Genomic DNA, 14,910 nt, shown 5'->3' on the forward strand with positions numbered 1-14,910 from the left:
GTTTATTTCATGTCCTCAGCACCCCCGGATTAAGTTAGCTAAACTGGGATTGCATTATTACCGCTCAGCGACTTTTGGCGATGCCTCATTACTAGGTTGTATTGTATTATTAATAAGAACATGACTACCATTTTTAAGTTTTAATTGGCCACTGGTTACTACAATATCCCCCTCATGCAATCCTTTAAGCACAGCAATTTGATCCCCCCGCGTCTCTCCAACAGTAACAAAAACCTGTTTGACCACAAGGATTGGTTTATTATTCTTATCTTTTTGATCGCTTTGTTTCACCAAAAAAACAATATCACCATAGGGATTAAAACTAATCGCTGACTGGGGTAAGGTCAGATGGCTTTGTTTTACTCCAGTTTCTACTTCAACACGAGTAAACATACCTGGTTTCAACAAATAATCAGGATTAGAGATAGTCGCCTCTACCTGCACATTACGAGTTGCGCTATCGACAATAGGTTCTATAGTGGTAATTTTTCCCAAAAATACTTTCTCGGGAAAAGTATCAGTAACAACTTTCACAGTTTGTCCCAATTTTAACTGGGCTAACTCTTGTTGTGGCAAATAAAAATCAGCATAAAGTGGATCTAATGCCTGTAATGTGGTTACCGTGTCCCCTACGTTAAGATATTGTCCTGGATTAATGTTGTTGATACCTAATTGACCTGCAAAAGGGGCGCGAATTGTCTTTTTTTGAACAGTTGCTGCTTGTTGGGCAACTTGAGCCTCTAAATTCCTAAGATTCCATTCATCAGTATCTACCGTTTGCCTACTCACTGCCCGAACCGCATATTGTGCCTTATCACGCTTATAAGTAATTTTTGCTAATTCAACCTGTGCTTGTAATGACCGTAATTGTCCCTGTTCTGCATCGGCATTTAATTGCGCTAAAACAGTCCCCTTTTTGACTAGGGCTCCTGGGGTAAACAAGATTGTTTGCACCATACCCGCCAGCTCTGTGGTAACATTCACACCTAGTCGTGCACGCAAACTCCCCACCGATTTCAGAGTAGGTTGCCACAAGGAAGCTTCGACTTTCATGGTAGACACGGTAACTGCAGGTGATTTCATCTGCAGAAAATATTGGTTCATCATATAGTTACCAATTGCCTTCCAACCAAAAATCAAGCCAAACAAAACGCCCACTGCAACCAACATAATAATCATTTGTTTTTTTAAAAATATCTCTTTCATCATAGACACTCTTTGACACACCAAGGTTTATGCCACCAGCCCCCGCCTAACGCCTGGAATAATGCGGCCGTATCACTGTAACGCACAGCTTGTGCCTGAATACGATTAATTCGAGCCTGTTGGTACTGCTGTTGCGCGTTTAATAAATTAATATAACTTACCCCACCTAACCGATATTGTTTGAGGGTGAGATTTAGGGAGGCGCGTGCTGCATCTTCAGCCTTAATTTGCGCTTGTAATGTGCGCGCATCTACTTCCAAACCTCTTAAAACATCGGCTACATTTTGAAAAGCTTGCAGTACCGTTTGTCGGTACTGAGCCCAAGCTTGCTGATAGGCTGCGATCGCCGCCCGTCGCTGTGCCAGTAACGCCCCTCCATGAAATAAAGGTTGCATCACCTGGGGCGCTACAGACCACACATTATTTTTTGCACTATAAAGGCCTGAAAAGGTAGTACCAAGCCATCCCTCATTGGCATTTAGTGTAAATTGCGGGAATAAATTGGCTGTTGCTACGCCAATATTTGCACAAGCCTGATGAAGCGATGCTTCCGATGCACGCACATCGGGGCGTTGACGAACCAGATTTGAAGGTAAGCTTACCGGTAACTCAATAGGTAATTTTAATCGGTCTAAACGAATAACTGGTAAGGGTTCATCCGGAAATGTGCCCACGAGTGCCGCTAAGGTATGTTTGGCTTGTGATAGACTTTTTTGTAATGGGGGTAATGTTGCTTTTGATTGTTCTAGCAAGGTTTGTTGGGTCAATATATTTTCTTGTGACACGCCCCCCAAACGATACTGTTTATTCAAAATATCAAGTATCCCTTGCTCCGCCTTAATAAGGTCAAGAGTTGCATCAATTTGTGCTTGATATGATGCAATGGTCACTGAAGTAGTAACGATATTAGCAGTCAGGGTCAGGTACGCAGCAATTACTTGAAATTGCTGATAATCAACCTGGGCACCTAATGCTTCAATTTGACGCCGCGCACCACCAAAAACATCCAAAGTATAAGATAAATTGAATGAGGTATAATAGATGGTAAATATGGCGGTTTCATTTGGGATACCAATTTGGGCACCGGAGTAACGTTGGGTTTCCATGAGGTTCGTCACATCGACTGAAGGAAACATTGAATTGCCAATTTGTTCCTTTAAGTTTTCCTGAGCTTGACGCAAAGCAGCTGATGCTGCAGCTAAATTAGGGCTATGTGCTAACCCTTTACGAATGAGCTGATTAATTTCTGGAGAACGATACAATTCCCACCACAATAAAGGAATGTCCTCATTCGTGATAAAAGCTTGTGCTTGACCACCTGCACCGCGAGTACCCACAGTTTTTTTGGGTAGTGGCGTTTCCGTAAGTCTTTTGACTTTGGGTGGCGTGGGTGACTGAAAATTAGGGCCAACCTTACACGAGGTTTGCAGAACGGTACTCAGCAAAACCAAAATAAATACACTTACATGTTGTCTCAGGTTAAACACTAACCACAATCCTTTGCGAATCATTCAACGAATAATGGTTAATTTATCATGGATTGGAAAGGGTTGACAGTCTAATTGTCATCTCCATTCCAACACCCCATATTTGATTAACAAATAACCACACAGTATAATGCGCCTCTATTATCTTCCATTTCTGGAAAATTTCGAGTATCACGATGGAAGCAATAAAGGAATTGAGTATGCCAGCTGTAAAAATTACAGGAATGGGACGTTATCTACCCCGAAAAAAAGTTCTATCGTCAGAACTGGATAGTCAACTAAATTTACCCGCCGGAAGTGTACAAAAAAAATCCGGCTTGATTTCACGCCACTTTGCTTCCCCTGATGAAACCACTTCTTATATGGGAGCTCAGGCTGCATTGATTGCAGTACAGCAAGCCAATATTCAACTCACAGAGCTTGATGCCATCATCAGTGCTTGTGGGGTGAGTGAGCAAGCAATTCCTTGTACCTCTGCTTTAATTCAGAAACAATTAGGGCTAGAGCAAACTGGAATTGCTTGTTTTGATATAAACAGTACGTGTCTCAGCTTCATTACTGCCTTGGATATTGCCTCATATCTCGTTGAGGGAGGCCGATATAAACGAGTACTTATTGTGTCGAGTGACATTGCTTCAGCGGGACTAAACTGGCAAGACATGGAAACATGCACCATTTTTGGTGATGGGGCTGCAGCATGTGTACTTGAAAAAAGCGATGGAACACAGCGAATTTTATCATCACATCATGAAACGCATAGTATTGGTGCCACTTTTTGCCAAATTGAAGCAGGTGGTACGCGTTTGCCTGCAAAAAATCCACTGAAGAACTTAGAGCAAGGTCTTTTCTATATGGATGGTAAAAAAGTATTTAAATTAGCCGCTAAATTAGTCGATAGCCTGGTGGAAAATCTTTTATGCAAAGCCAAATTAACCATGCGTGATATTGATTGGTTTATCCCTCATCAAGCAAGCTTGCTGGCGATGCACCACATACAAAAAAGAGTGAATATCCCAACTGAAAAATTTGTTTCAATTTATTCTAATCATGGAAATCAAATTGCAGCATCTATTCCTACCGCATTATGCACTTTAATTGACAGCAAACAATTACACCGTGGACAATTAGTACTCTTAATGGGTACCGGTGCTGGTTTAGCCGCTGGTGGCATAATTATGGAGTATTAAATATGGTATGCGTTGTTACTGGTGCCACAGGTTGTCTGGGACTGAGCTTGACTCAGCGATTAGTAGCAGACGGTTATGAAGTCATCGCTTTAGGGCGCAACGAACAACTTGGCAAATTGATTACCGAATTCGGTGCTCAATTCATTGCTGTAGACTTACTCGATAAAGAAAAGTTAAAAAAAATTGCACAGGATGCCCAAACCATTTTTCACTGTGCCGCTCTTTCTAGCCCCTGGGGACGATATAATGATTTTTATAACGCCAATGTCATTGGCACCCAGCATGTCATTGCAGCCACGCCCCCAAATGCCCGATTAGTTCATGTTTCATCACCAAGTATTTATTTTAATTTCACGGAACAACATAATATAAAAGAAGACTCCTCATTGCCCCTGAAACCGGCCAATTATTATGTAAAAACCAAGCTACTCGCTGAATCCCTCATTGATAAGGCCCATAGAGAACGCGATCTGAATGTGCTTACCTTACGTCCACGTGCCATTTTTGGCCCCTATGATCGCGCCATTTTACCTCGCATACTTCAAAATGAAAAAAATGGCATTTTGCCCATTATTGGTACTGGACAAAATCTAATCGACATTACATATGTCGAAAATGTTGTCGACAGTTTGTTGCTTGCAGCACAAGCAGATCGACAATTTTGTGGCAAGAAATACAATATAACTAATGCTGAGCCACGCGCTCTAATCACTATCCTTTCTGAACTTTTTAGCGCATTAGAAAAACCTTTTAAGCCTAAATTTATTCCTTACTCGCTTGCAAAAATATATGCAGCCTCAATGGAAAAGCTATATCGCCTGTCATTAACCGGAAAAGAACCTCGTCTGACTCGTTACAGTGCGGCAGTTTTATGTATGGGGCAAACGTTAAATATTGAAGCGGCACAAATGGATTTGGGCTATCAACCCAAAATCAGTATTAATCAAGGCATAGAACGTTTTGCATCGTGGTATCAAAGAGCATGATAGACTATCAATTATTCGAAGCCGGTTATTGCAGACATTGTGAGCGAATGACCCTAAAAAAAGGGCGTTGGAAACAACGCGAATATCCAGCAATTTGTGCCTTAATCAATCACCCAAGGGAAGGATATATTCTCTTTGATACAGGCTACAGCAATCGATTTTACTCATTAACTCAAAAATTTCCTTATTCCATCTACAGACGCTTAACACCCGTCGAATTAAAAAAATCGCTTAAAGAACAATTAGCGGAAAAAAATATTCACGCCGATGAGATCAAGGGTATTGTGATTTCGCATTTCCATGCAGATCATATTGGTGGTTTAAAAGACTTCCCTAACGCACGCTTATTTTGTCATGCCGAAGCGGTAAAAGACATACGTCATAAAACAGGAATCAAAGCATTGTTGCAGGGATTTTTACCTGGACTACTCCCAAAAGATTTTTACGAACGACTGGTCGTATTAGAACATGAAGTACGACTCGAAACGAACCTATTACCCTTTACCACTGGATTTGATCTGTTTAATGATGGACAACTTATTGCTATTCTTTTGCCAGGACATGCTAAGGGTCAAATCGGCCTGTATTTTAAGGCGCCGCAAGAAACGTTCTTAGTGGCAGACAGTTGTTGGCATCAAGAATCTTTTAAGGAAGGCGTTTTTCCAAGTGATCTGACGTATTTGATTCATGATAATAAAGAAGCGTACCAGCAAACCATTAGAAAATTACAGCAGCTTTTTAAAAACAATAAAGAAATCGATATTATTCCTTCCCATTGTCAACACATCCGTGCTCGCCTTTTGGAGAATCAACGATGATACTGAGGCTGCTTTATTATTATTTTAAAACCCATTATCTTCGGAAACGGTTTAAATCACGAGACCAATTGTCGGCCTACCAGGAAAAAAGATTTAAAAAGTTAGTCAAGTCAACTTTATCCAAGTCTTCTTTTTATCAACCTTACCTGGACAAGCCCCTGAATGAGTGGCCAATTATCAATAAAAAAATAATGATGCACCATTTTGATGAAATCAATACGGCAAACATCAAAAGGGACCACGCCTTGGAATTGGCATTAAAAGCAGAAAAAACCCGCGATTTCTCTGCCTTAATCAATGGCATCGCAGTGGGTCTTTCTTCTGGAACATCAGGAAATCGCGGTTTATTTTTAGCCAATGCGAAAGAACGCGATGCCTGGGCTGGAATTTTACTGGCTAAAGCGTTACCCGAAGGATTTAAGAAAAATGAGTGCATTGCTTTTTTCCTCAGGGCAAATAGCAAACTTTATACAACCCTAAGTAAAAGCAAAAAAATCCAATTTCATTTTTTTGATTTATTTGATCATTTCGAAACCCATCAAGATCGATTAAATGAAATCCAACCTACCATTTTATCGGCACCAACCTCTGTATTGCTGGCCTTAGCAAAGGAAAAACATCGCTTATCCATTAAGCCCCAAAAAATATTCGCGGTTGCGGAAGTATTAGAACCACGTGATGAGGCGATTATAAGCACGGCCTTCAACTGTCAGGTAGCACAAGTTTATCAATGCACCGAAGGCTTTTTGGCTATTAGTGATAAAGAAAATAATCACTTATTAATGAATGAGGAATATTTAATTATTGAAAAAGAATGGCTGGATGAACGCCGCTTTGTTCCTATTATTACGGATCTGTTGCGCACAACCCAACCCATAATTCGCTATCGTTTAGATGATGTGTTGATTGAGGAACCTTCAAAAGGTATTTTTACACGACTGGCAGGAATTGAAGGCCGTGTAGGTGATATTTGTTATGCAACCAAAAATAACCAATTATTTCCCATTTTTGCTGATTTGATTCGTCAAAAAATGGCATCGTTCCCTTTTCAATTTGATGACTACACCATCCAGCAACAGGCTTTAAATCAATTCACCATCCAAATCACTCCTGATTTACCAGAAAAAGAAGCCTTGATTTCTCATTTAAATGAGTTATTTCATGCTCATAATTTTGATATTCCTTTATGGCAATGGCAGCCATTTATCAAGAGAGAAATGGGGGCAAAAAACCGAAGAATCCAAGCATTACCTGAAATCTCCCAATCAGAATTATGAGTTTTTCAATCAATATAATCCGCTAAAAAATGAAAAATAATTGCAAAATGTGCTTTAATTAAAGTCAAGAGTGTTTTTTTATAAATGGCTTTTTTATGAAGATATCTGTAGGACAAGCATTATTAATTCTCCTCGCAAAATATCAGGATGATAAAGATAAATATAACGAATTAAAGCATTTGTATTTAGCCGGTGCAAAAAACGAAGACACTCGAACTGCAATTGACCAGTATCTCAAAGACTCTGCATTGGCAGGCTTCCAAATCTCCAAGTCCCCTGAGGACATAAATAATGACAGCTCCCGTCGATATTTTGAGACACATTTGGCTTATGAAACGTTAAGTAGCCAGCTGGGACAATTTACATTGAATGAAATGAGCCAACATTTAGACGCTATTAAAGGAACCGCATATAGTTCTTACGCAGGATTATATGAAGAAGTTTTGCAAGGAGAATATACGCCATCTGATGATACAGAGCATGAATATGCGGATTATTTAACAAAACTACGAAACAAAGAAATATTCGGTCAATTTTCTAATGAGCAAAGACAAAAAATCATTGAAATAGTCTCATCTGCTTTCGTCGCAATGATTATTGCCTCACAGGGTCCCCATTTATTGCCTTTGGACATTTATGGTGAAGATATCTACCTAGAAAGAGGAAAAATAGCCAAAGAAAATCAATCTACTGCTATAAAGACTGCGCGAGGGGTACTACAAAATACCACAACGACAAGTGCGCTTGGTATTCTACAAAATCGCGATCCAGTGCCTATAGATGATCCAGCACGTATGGCCAAAACCCAAGACTTTTTGAAACCTTCCGATCAATCAACCTATGATACCAACGCTAAATGGGTACAAGATAATTTTTCGCGCTTAGTTCATCCATTCTCAAACGCTATATCAGGAACCATGCTCTGCCAATTGCGTGCTTTAGCGAAAATAAAAGAGCTTAAAAAATTAGCAGACTATATGGATGTCCTAGCAAAACCATCTGATGGTGGAGAGCAAAGCAAACCGCTCGATGAAGCCACGAAAAAAAATCAAATAGATCTGGTTATCAGTATCATGGATTCCGGTAAAGTCACCGATGAGGTTCTAGCTCAAGCTGCTGAACTGATAATGGAAGGCAAAATATCACCTGAAGTAATAAAGCACATCCAAAAAACGACTGACGAGACTCTTTTAGCATCTAAAGAAAAATTGGGATCGTTTTTAAAACTCTATGTTTCTGCCTTATTGTTTAATGCCGGAGGACATAGCTTACATGAGTTTGTTGCCCCAATCGGTCTCACTAAGACGCAACAAGAATTCGCTCATATTGATGGTTTTGATACTTTAGATTTAGAAGAATTATTTTTAAACACGAATCAGGATGCCTTTGATAAAGCATTGGCTAAAGCAATAGCGTACAACGAATTAATGCTTAAAAAAACTGCTGTCCTGGACGATTTAAAAGATCTGAAAAAAGCTTTTGATAAAGAATCAATACCTGAATTAATCAACAGTTCCAAACTGAGCTCTGATTTAAAAGAGAATCTTTTAGCAGTTGCCAAAAAAGACGTACATCATGCAGCCGATTGTTTTAGATTAGTGGAAAAACTACAACAGATAATCGCTATAAATGATGCTCGAGTTCAATCAGAGTATTTTTCATTCTTTAGACAAGGAGCACAAAGACAGGTAGTACTCAATAAAAATCTCAACAATGCAATAATAGAACTCAGCAAAGGTGATGCGCAACAAGCAAAAGCAACTATTGAAGCGACCCTACAAGAACTCAAAAATTATAAATCGGGTCACAAACCGGAGTTAAAATCGCTTCAGAGATTTTATGATTTAATGGAGGATCAAGTCGTTACTGAAAAACAAATGCACGTTGGAAAAAGTTAAGTTGTTTTCCATTAGCAAGATAGTTAAAATATTAACCGACCCACATGATGATACCTATTATTTATGCCTATACTGAATAAAATCGATGATCAAGGAAATTATCTGGAATTTCCCGGGGTTACTGTTATTGCTGATGTAGGACAAACAAACCATAATCTATGGCACGAGATTCATCATTTTCTTAAAAACACCCCCGTGCTTTGCGACTATTTTTCTCCTTTGCCGCGTCAAAGTTATCATATGACAACCTGTAATTTATATACAAAAGAAGACACACTGGAAGATTGGGTTTCATTTATATCAAAAAAATTGCCCTTTTTTCAAAAAATCAATAAAAAACTGTCTGAATTGAATTTTACCCCCACAATTTCGGTTGAATCTATAGACTATTTTTCTGGGTTACAGCTCATTTTATCCATACCTGAGGAACAAAAAAAAGTGATTCAACAGATCGCGAAAGAATTAGGTCTGGAAAACAAAGTTCCTGGAGTATTTCATATTACTTTAGCTTATGGATACAAAGAAATTGACGATGAGCAAGTTTTTAAAGAAATTCAAAATAAAATAGGAGAGCTGTTAAAAATTTGTAAGAAATACGATCAAAAAATTCTTTTATCTTCACCTAAATTATGTTTTTTTCAAAGCATGGAGCAATATACTCCTTGGGATGGGATAACCAATCCATTCGTGGTGAAATCTACTTCTGTGCGCTGGAGATTATTTAACACCGAAAATAGAACGCACAAACATGAAGTTTCAGAAACTTCTTTTTGCATCACAATGTAATTTTTAAGAAAAACACTGAAATCTCAACGTGACAATCATGACCAAAATACCACTCCAGTAGGATAAGTGCACTTCAATTTATGGGCGGAGAAGCAAAAGAATTTTACGAAATAATCTGGGAAGGCATAAGCCATTTTTTAACCCGTGGCGAGCAATCGATTACGATTAGAGTAATACCCTCTACTTAGGAAGTGATCACAGAAATCCTGGTATCGACGAAGAGTTAGCCCACAGGCACAAAACAAACTCCCTATAGTCCTAGCTATAGGGAGTGAGAAAAATGATTATCGTGAAGCTCTTTGAATGTCTTTACCCACATGCGATACGTCTTGTCCGAAACCATGAACAGTTCCACAGGAACTTAACATTCCAAGTGTGGAGAGACAAATGCTAACTATGATTATTTTTTTCAGCATGTTATTCCCCTTTTTTATTTTAAAATTATTCTTTATGTAAATTATTCTAGACCATATTTTTATAAAATTAACAATAAATACCAAAATTTTTAAATAAATTCATCAATGTATTTTCTCAAAAAATATTGATACAGTACTCAATTCCATCAAACCAAAAGGGATATAAATTTTGCGCTCGTTTTTTGTAATTTGTGCATTAACCACACTCGCATTAACGGGCTGTTCCCTCTTTGGTGAGCTCCATACGAATACAGAACCACTTCATGCAGCTGACTTAGCAATAAAGCATAGTTACAAACTTCCTAAAAAAATAAAATCAACCCATTATCTTAAACCGCTTATCGATCCACAATTAAAACAACTCGTTTCTGTAGCCCTCGCTGATTCACCTGATATGCGCAGCGCTGAAGCGCGAGTTCAACAAGCGCAACAACTTGCAAAAATTGCCTATTCATCACTTTGGCCATTTATAGACTCAAGTGGTTATCTGGAAAAGGCATACTTTCCAATACATGGCAAAGTTCCACCACCAATCAATTTTATCAAAGTCGATCAAGCCAACATTGCAGACATTGGCTTAAAATTTAATTATGAGCTGGATTTTTGGGGTAAAAATAGAGAAAACTTAGCGAGTAAAGTAAGTGAAGCCTTTGCTGCACAGATGGATCTTGCTGAAACACGGCTCATTTTGAGTACTGCCGTTGCTACAACTTATTTCGACATTCAAAATGATATAATTCAACAACGGTTAGCCAAAGAAAATGCACGCTTGTTAAAACAGCTTGCGGATATCATCGTAGGTCGCGAACAGCAAGGTATTGAATCCAATATACCAGTAAAAACCGCATTAGCTAATGCTCAAGCAGCCACACTATCTATAGAAGATTACAAACGCGCTGAACTGCAGTCACGCCATCAATTAGCCGTATTAATGGGAAAGAACCCTTTGAATACACAAATTGAGACAGCGGCTTTTGTTTATAACAAGAAACAACTCCTGTTGCCCGCAGTAATTCCTGCAAACATACTTGCCCAAAGACCGGATATAGCCTCAGCTCGGGCCTTAACTGAAGCTGCCGCACATCAAGTCAATGTAGCTAAAACAGCATTCTTCCCGAATATTAATTTGAAAGGTCTGTTAAGCCTGCAAAGTATCTATTTTACTAAAGCATTCAATATATGGCTGCAAAATGATAATGTGAGTGCTGCGTTTGAGTTACCTATTTTTGATGCGGGTGCCCGCAAGGCAAATCTAGGAGCAAATTATGCGCAATATGAACTCGCAGTGAACCAATACAATCAAACCATCTTAAATTCATTACAGCAAGTAAGTGACCAATTATCTGCCTTAAAAACACTGGATGCTCAAATTACCGCACAAAACCAAGCGTTAAATTATACTGAATCCAATTACAAATTACTCCAAGCTCGTTATACTCAAGGAATTATTGATTACACCCAACTTATTGAATTAAAACAGTTATTAATCCAAGAAAAAGCTATTTTATATAATTTACAAACGCGTCAAAAGCAAGCTTTTGTAGCCTTATTAGCAGCCTTAGGTGGAGAGCTATAAATTATGGCAGAAAAAAAAGAATCTGAAGCCCAATCTAAAGAACAGGGTGGTCCAACAGCTGAAACTTTACACAAACGCAAGACTGCGATGTTGATTCTTGGGAGTATTTTTTTACTTATAGCACTAATATGGTTTCTCTATTGGCTTATTTCGGGACGATTTAAACTATCCACCGATAATGCCTATGTGAACGGGAATATGGTTCAACTTATGCCTCAAGTCCCCGGCACCGTCGTTAAAATTAAAACGGATGACACGCAACTGGTGACTGAAGGCCAGACCATAATTAAACTGGATCCCACTGATTATGTGGTCGCGCTCCAACGAGCCAAAGCAGATTTAGCACAAACTGTACGGCAAGTCCGTCAATATTTTGAAAATGCCGCACAAGCGCAACAAAATGTGATTGTAGGTAAAGCAAATCTGATTAAAGCACAACTGGATTTGAAACGTCGGGAGGGGTTGGTTGGAAATCGAGCAGTATCTCGTGAAGAGATGCAACATTATAAAACAGCCTTAGAGGCAGCTCAGGCGAATTATGATCTTTCTATACATCAACTTGATGCAGCACTTGCGTTAGTTGAAAATTCTCATCTTTATACTCACCCATTAGTTGAAACGGCGAAAACAAATTTGAAAACGGCTTACTTGAATTTTCGCAGAGCAACTATTGTTGCGCCTGCTACCGGTTATGTAGCGAAACGTAATGTCCATCCTGGACAACAAGTGTCTATGAACTCTGCCATGTTAGCGATTGTTCCCTTAGATGATACTTGGGTCGATGCAAATTACAAAGAAACTGAATTAAATGATATCCGTGTAGGCCAACCCGTTACGCTCTACGCTGATGCTTATCCCGGAATGACTTATCATGGACATGTGGTTGGCCTAAATGCAGGAACAGGTTCAGCCTTTGCCTTACTTCCTCCACAAAATGCTACAGGAAACTGGATTAAAATCGTACAACGACTTCCTGTGCGCATTAGTTTGGACCCGGAAGAATTGAAAAAAACGCCATTACAACTCGGCCTATCCATGCGGGTAACCATTGATATTCATAATTTAAAAGGAACTCGCTTGGCTCAAATAACGGAGCCTAAAGTTAAATTTCAAACCAATGTTTATAAAACACAGCTCGCGGAAGTAGAGTCGATTATTAATGAAATTCTACATGCAAACTCACCGGATATGTCCTTGCCAAGGAAAAAAGCATAATGACTGAGCGTCCCCCACTCACTGGCAGTAGATTGGCTCTAATGACCATTTCTTTATCACTGGCCATTTTTATGAATGTCCTTGATGTCTCTATTGCTAATGTGGCAATCCCCACTATTGCAGGGGATTTAGGTGTTAGTCCTGATAATGGAACTTGGGTTATTACCTCTTTTGCAGTAAGTCAAGCCATTATGCTTCCTCTGACCGGATGGCTTGCTAAGCGTTTTGGTGAGGTGCGTTTATTTCTTTTTTCTACGACCTTATTTACCATCGCTTCAGTGCTCTGTGGCCTATCCATAAATCTGGAAATGCTGGTTTTTTTCCGTGTTATTCAGGGTGCTGTTTCAGGTCCTATGATTCCCTTATCTCAAAGTATTCTCCTTGCCAATTACCCTCCCGAAAAGAGAGGGTTGGCAACCGGAATATGGGCAATGACTGCTGTTGTAGGTCCAATATTTGGCCCTATTATGGGTGGTGTTATTACTGACAATTATACTTGGCCCTGGATTTTTTATATTAACGTTCCAGTTGGAATTTTTTCTGTAATCTTCACCATGATTACTCTTAGCGGAAGAGAAACCGCCATCACTAAATTACCTATTGATTATATTGGCTTGGTTTTATTATCGATAGGCATTGGTTGTTTACAGGTTTTATTAGATAAAGGCAATGATCTCGATTGGTTTAAATCAGAATTTATTCTAACTTTGGCGATTATATCAACGGTTACTTTGAGTTTTTTAATCATTTGGCTTTTGACCCAAGAACACCCCATTATTGATTTGTACTTATTTGCCCATCGTAATTTCACCATTGGCACGATTGGTCTGACTTTGGGGTTTATGGTCTATTTCGCTACTGTAGTTATTTTTCCATTATGGTTGCAGACCCAAATGGGATATACCCCCACGTGGGCGGGGCTTGCGGTTGCACCCGTAGGCGTTTTGCCCTTTTTTTTAACCCCCATTGTTGGTAACTATATGGGAAAATTTGATTTACGCATTATTATCAGCTTAGGGTTTATTGTGTTCGTCCTTACCTGCTTGTGGCAATCTACCTTTTATACTGAAGTGGGTTTTATCCAACTGATTACTCCTCGATTTATACAGGGAATTGCTCTTGCATTTTTCTTCACCCCATTAATTGCCTTAATTTTGGCCGATTTACCCCCTGAACGGTTAGCCAGCGCTTTAGGCGTTGGCAACTTTTTTCGAATTTTGGGAGGGAGCTTCGGAACGTCAATCAGTGTTACTTTATGGAGTCACAGAGAAGCCCTACATCAAAGCCATCTTGTGGAACAAATTACGGCATACAATCCTTTGGTCCAACAAGCAATAGATCAATTGCACTCATTAGGAATCTCGGGTCTAAAAAGTTTTGGTATCATTTACACCCAAATAATTAATCAAGCATTTATGCTCGCTACGAACGATATTTTCAGACTCTCCGCTTGGATTTTTATGATTTTACTTGCATTGATTTGGCTTGCTGAACCAACCTATGCCCGCTCGTCTGCAGGCATTGCAGCAGAGTGATTGTTTTATGATCAATACTTCCCTATAATCCCATCGGTTTTAATAATAATAACAATAAAAGGTGTTCTGAAATGAAAAAATGGATGATATTAGCGACAACCAGCTTGATGATGATGAATGCTCATGCAGATAAATCTTGGTGCGGTTATAAAGATTATTTTCGTTTAAGCGATACTTCTCACCCAGGCATCTATGTAGTAAGCGGATTTAACGATGCTGATGTGTTTCTCCACATCATTGGCCCCCGTAGCTTTGAAATTTTAGATTCATACCAATGCCGCAGTGGCTATGCCCATGTTACCGTTGCTTATGACTCAGAAAATTGGTGTGTGCTTGATATTAAAGATGGTCCATTAATGAATCACCCAACTGTTAGTGCTTCCTGTAACGGAATTCGTTATATTGATACAGTATATGATGGCATGGGTAGCTACTCTTATACTATTAATCTCGATTAATACATTCACAGGGAAACACCATCCCTGTATATGCTAGGTAATTCGTTGACAAAAATAGCTAGGGT

13 protein-coding genes are annotated in these 14,910 nt (G+C 39.1%); 10 read left to right on the forward strand and 3 right to left on the reverse strand.

Features of this window, described 5'->3' with window-relative positions; all coding sequences use genetic code 11:
• Nucleotides 1-57: 57 nt before the first annotated feature.
• Both ACF8MK_RS02535 and ACF8MK_RS02540 read right to left on the reverse strand, forming a co-directional pair.
• On the reverse strand, nucleotides 58-1,206 hold the full coding sequence (locus ACF8MK_RS02535) for an efflux RND transporter periplasmic adaptor subunit (protein WP_392538997.1): 1,149 nt from the start codon (nucleotides 1,204-1,206) through the stop codon (nucleotides 58-60).
• Nucleotides 1,206-2,693 carry an efflux transporter outer membrane subunit gene (locus tag ACF8MK_RS02540; RefSeq protein ID WP_392538059.1) on the reverse strand — a complete coding sequence of 496 codons (1,488 nt, stop codon included), beginning with the start codon at nucleotides 2,691-2,693 and terminating at the stop codon, nucleotides 1,206-1,208. The genes ACF8MK_RS02535 and ACF8MK_RS02540 overlap by 1 nt, the downstream gene beginning before the upstream one ends.
• 200 nt (nucleotides 2,694-2,893) lie before the next feature.
• On the opposite strand from ACF8MK_RS02540, the gene ACF8MK_RS02545 reads away from it, so the two are divergent.
• From ACF8MK_RS02545 to ACF8MK_RS02570, 6 genes are all read left to right on the forward strand, one after another.
• Nucleotides 2,894-3,880 (forward strand): beta-ketoacyl-ACP synthase III, encoded by a 987-nt coding sequence (locus ACF8MK_RS02545; RefSeq protein ID WP_392538060.1) that lies wholly within the window; start codon nucleotides 2,894-2,896, stop codon nucleotides 3,878-3,880.
• A 2-nt stretch (nucleotides 3,881-3,882) separates the two neighbouring features.
• Nucleotides 3,883-4,866: an NAD-dependent epimerase/dehydratase family protein gene (locus tag ACF8MK_RS02550; protein ID WP_392538061.1), complete on the forward strand. Its 984-nt coding sequence runs from the start codon at nucleotides 3,883-3,885 to the stop codon at nucleotides 4,864-4,866.
• Nucleotides 4,863-5,684: an MBL fold metallo-hydrolase gene (locus ACF8MK_RS02555; RefSeq protein WP_392538062.1), complete on the forward strand. Its 822-nt coding sequence runs from the start codon at nucleotides 4,863-4,865 to the stop codon at nucleotides 5,682-5,684. The genes ACF8MK_RS02550 and ACF8MK_RS02555 overlap by 4 nt, the downstream gene beginning before the upstream one ends.
• Nucleotides 5,681-6,961, forward strand: a complete 1,281-nt coding sequence (locus ACF8MK_RS02560) for a F390 synthetase-related protein (protein WP_392538063.1) — start codon at nucleotides 5,681-5,683, stop codon at nucleotides 6,959-6,961. The genes ACF8MK_RS02555 and ACF8MK_RS02560 overlap by 4 nt, the downstream gene beginning before the upstream one ends.
• Before the next feature lie 95 nt (nucleotides 6,962-7,056).
• Nucleotides 7,057-8,859 carry a hypothetical protein gene (locus tag ACF8MK_RS02565; protein ID WP_392538064.1) on the forward strand — a complete coding sequence of 601 codons (1,803 nt, stop codon included), beginning with the start codon at nucleotides 7,057-7,059 and terminating at the stop codon, nucleotides 8,857-8,859.
• Between the two features lie 63 nt (nucleotides 8,860-8,922).
• The gene (locus tag ACF8MK_RS02570; RefSeq protein ID WP_392538065.1) at nucleotides 8,923-9,645 is read left to right on the forward strand and encodes a DUF1868 domain-containing protein; all 723 of its coding nucleotides are present in this window, start codon (nucleotides 8,923-8,925) and stop codon (nucleotides 9,643-9,645) included.
• 284 nt (nucleotides 9,646-9,929) lie between these two features.
• On the opposite strand, the gene ACF8MK_RS02575 is transcribed toward ACF8MK_RS02570, so the two are convergent.
• The gene (locus ACF8MK_RS02575) at nucleotides 9,930-10,061 is read right to left on the reverse strand and encodes an entericidin A/B family lipoprotein (RefSeq protein ID WP_081776882.1); all 132 of its coding nucleotides are present in this window, start codon (nucleotides 10,059-10,061) and stop codon (nucleotides 9,930-9,932) included.
• Between the two features lie 169 nt (nucleotides 10,062-10,230).
• Here ACF8MK_RS02575 and ACF8MK_RS02580 point away from each other — a divergent pair, with 169 nt between their 5' ends.
• From ACF8MK_RS02580 to ACF8MK_RS02595, 4 genes are all read left to right on the forward strand, one after another.
• Nucleotides 10,231-11,637, forward strand: coding sequence for an efflux transporter outer membrane subunit (locus tag ACF8MK_RS02580; RefSeq protein WP_392538066.1), 1,407 nt, complete (start codon nucleotides 10,231-10,233; stop codon nucleotides 11,635-11,637).
• 3 nt (nucleotides 11,638-11,640) lie between these two features.
• Nucleotides 11,641-12,852 (forward strand): efflux RND transporter periplasmic adaptor subunit, encoded by a 1,212-nt coding sequence (locus ACF8MK_RS02585; RefSeq protein WP_392538067.1) that lies wholly within the window; start codon nucleotides 11,641-11,643, stop codon nucleotides 12,850-12,852.
• Nucleotides 12,852-14,387 (forward strand): DHA2 family efflux MFS transporter permease subunit, encoded by a 1,536-nt coding sequence (locus ACF8MK_RS02590; protein WP_392538068.1) that lies wholly within the window; start codon nucleotides 12,852-12,854, stop codon nucleotides 14,385-14,387. Before ACF8MK_RS02585 ends, ACF8MK_RS02590 begins: the two co-directional genes overlap by 1 nt.
• A gap of 71 nt (nucleotides 14,388-14,458) precedes the next feature.
• Nucleotides 14,459-14,845 carry a hypothetical protein gene (locus tag ACF8MK_RS02595; protein ID WP_028381348.1) on the forward strand — a complete coding sequence of 129 codons (387 nt, stop codon included), beginning with the start codon at nucleotides 14,459-14,461 and terminating at the stop codon, nucleotides 14,843-14,845.
• The last annotated feature ends 65 nt before the right edge of the window (nucleotides 14,846-14,910 follow it).

The sequence above is a fragment of the Legionella sp. 227 genome, from assembly GCF_043161935.1.
GTDB lineage: Bacteria > Pseudomonadota > Gammaproteobacteria > Legionellales > Legionellaceae > Legionella > Legionella sheltonii.

Coding starts and splice junctions, on each gene's coding strand:
- ACF8MK_RS02575 (WP_081776882.1), bottom strand. CDS start 10,061: ATGCTGAAAAAAATAATCATAGTTAGCATTTGTCTCTCCACACTTGGA.
- ACF8MK_RS02595 (WP_028381348.1), top strand. CDS start 14,459: ATGAAAAAATGGATGATATTAGCGACAACCAGCTTGATGATGATGAAT.
- ACF8MK_RS02570 (WP_392538065.1), top strand. CDS start 8,923: ATGCCTATACTGAATAAAATCGATGATCAAGGAAATTATCTGGAATTT.
- ACF8MK_RS02560 (WP_392538063.1), top strand. CDS start 5,681: ATGATACTGAGGCTGCTTTATTATTATTTTAAAACCCATTATCTTCGG.
- ACF8MK_RS02565 (WP_392538064.1), top strand. CDS start 7,057: ATGAAGATATCTGTAGGACAAGCATTATTAATTCTCCTCGCAAAATAT.
- ACF8MK_RS02535 (WP_392538997.1), bottom strand. CDS start 1,206: ATGAAAGAGATATTTTTAAAAAAACAAATGATTATTATGTTGGTTGCA.
- ACF8MK_RS02555 (WP_392538062.1), top strand. CDS start 4,863: ATGATAGACTATCAATTATTCGAAGCCGGTTATTGCAGACATTGTGAG.
- ACF8MK_RS02585 (WP_392538067.1), top strand. CDS start 11,641: ATGGCAGAAAAAAAAGAATCTGAAGCCCAATCTAAAGAACAGGGTGGT.
- ACF8MK_RS02545 (WP_392538060.1), top strand. CDS start 2,894: ATGCCAGCTGTAAAAATTACAGGAATGGGACGTTATCTACCCCGAAAA.
- ACF8MK_RS02590 (WP_392538068.1), top strand. CDS start 12,852: ATGACTGAGCGTCCCCCACTCACTGGCAGTAGATTGGCTCTAATGACC.
- ACF8MK_RS02550 (WP_392538061.1), top strand. CDS start 3,883: ATGGTATGCGTTGTTACTGGTGCCACAGGTTGTCTGGGACTGAGCTTG.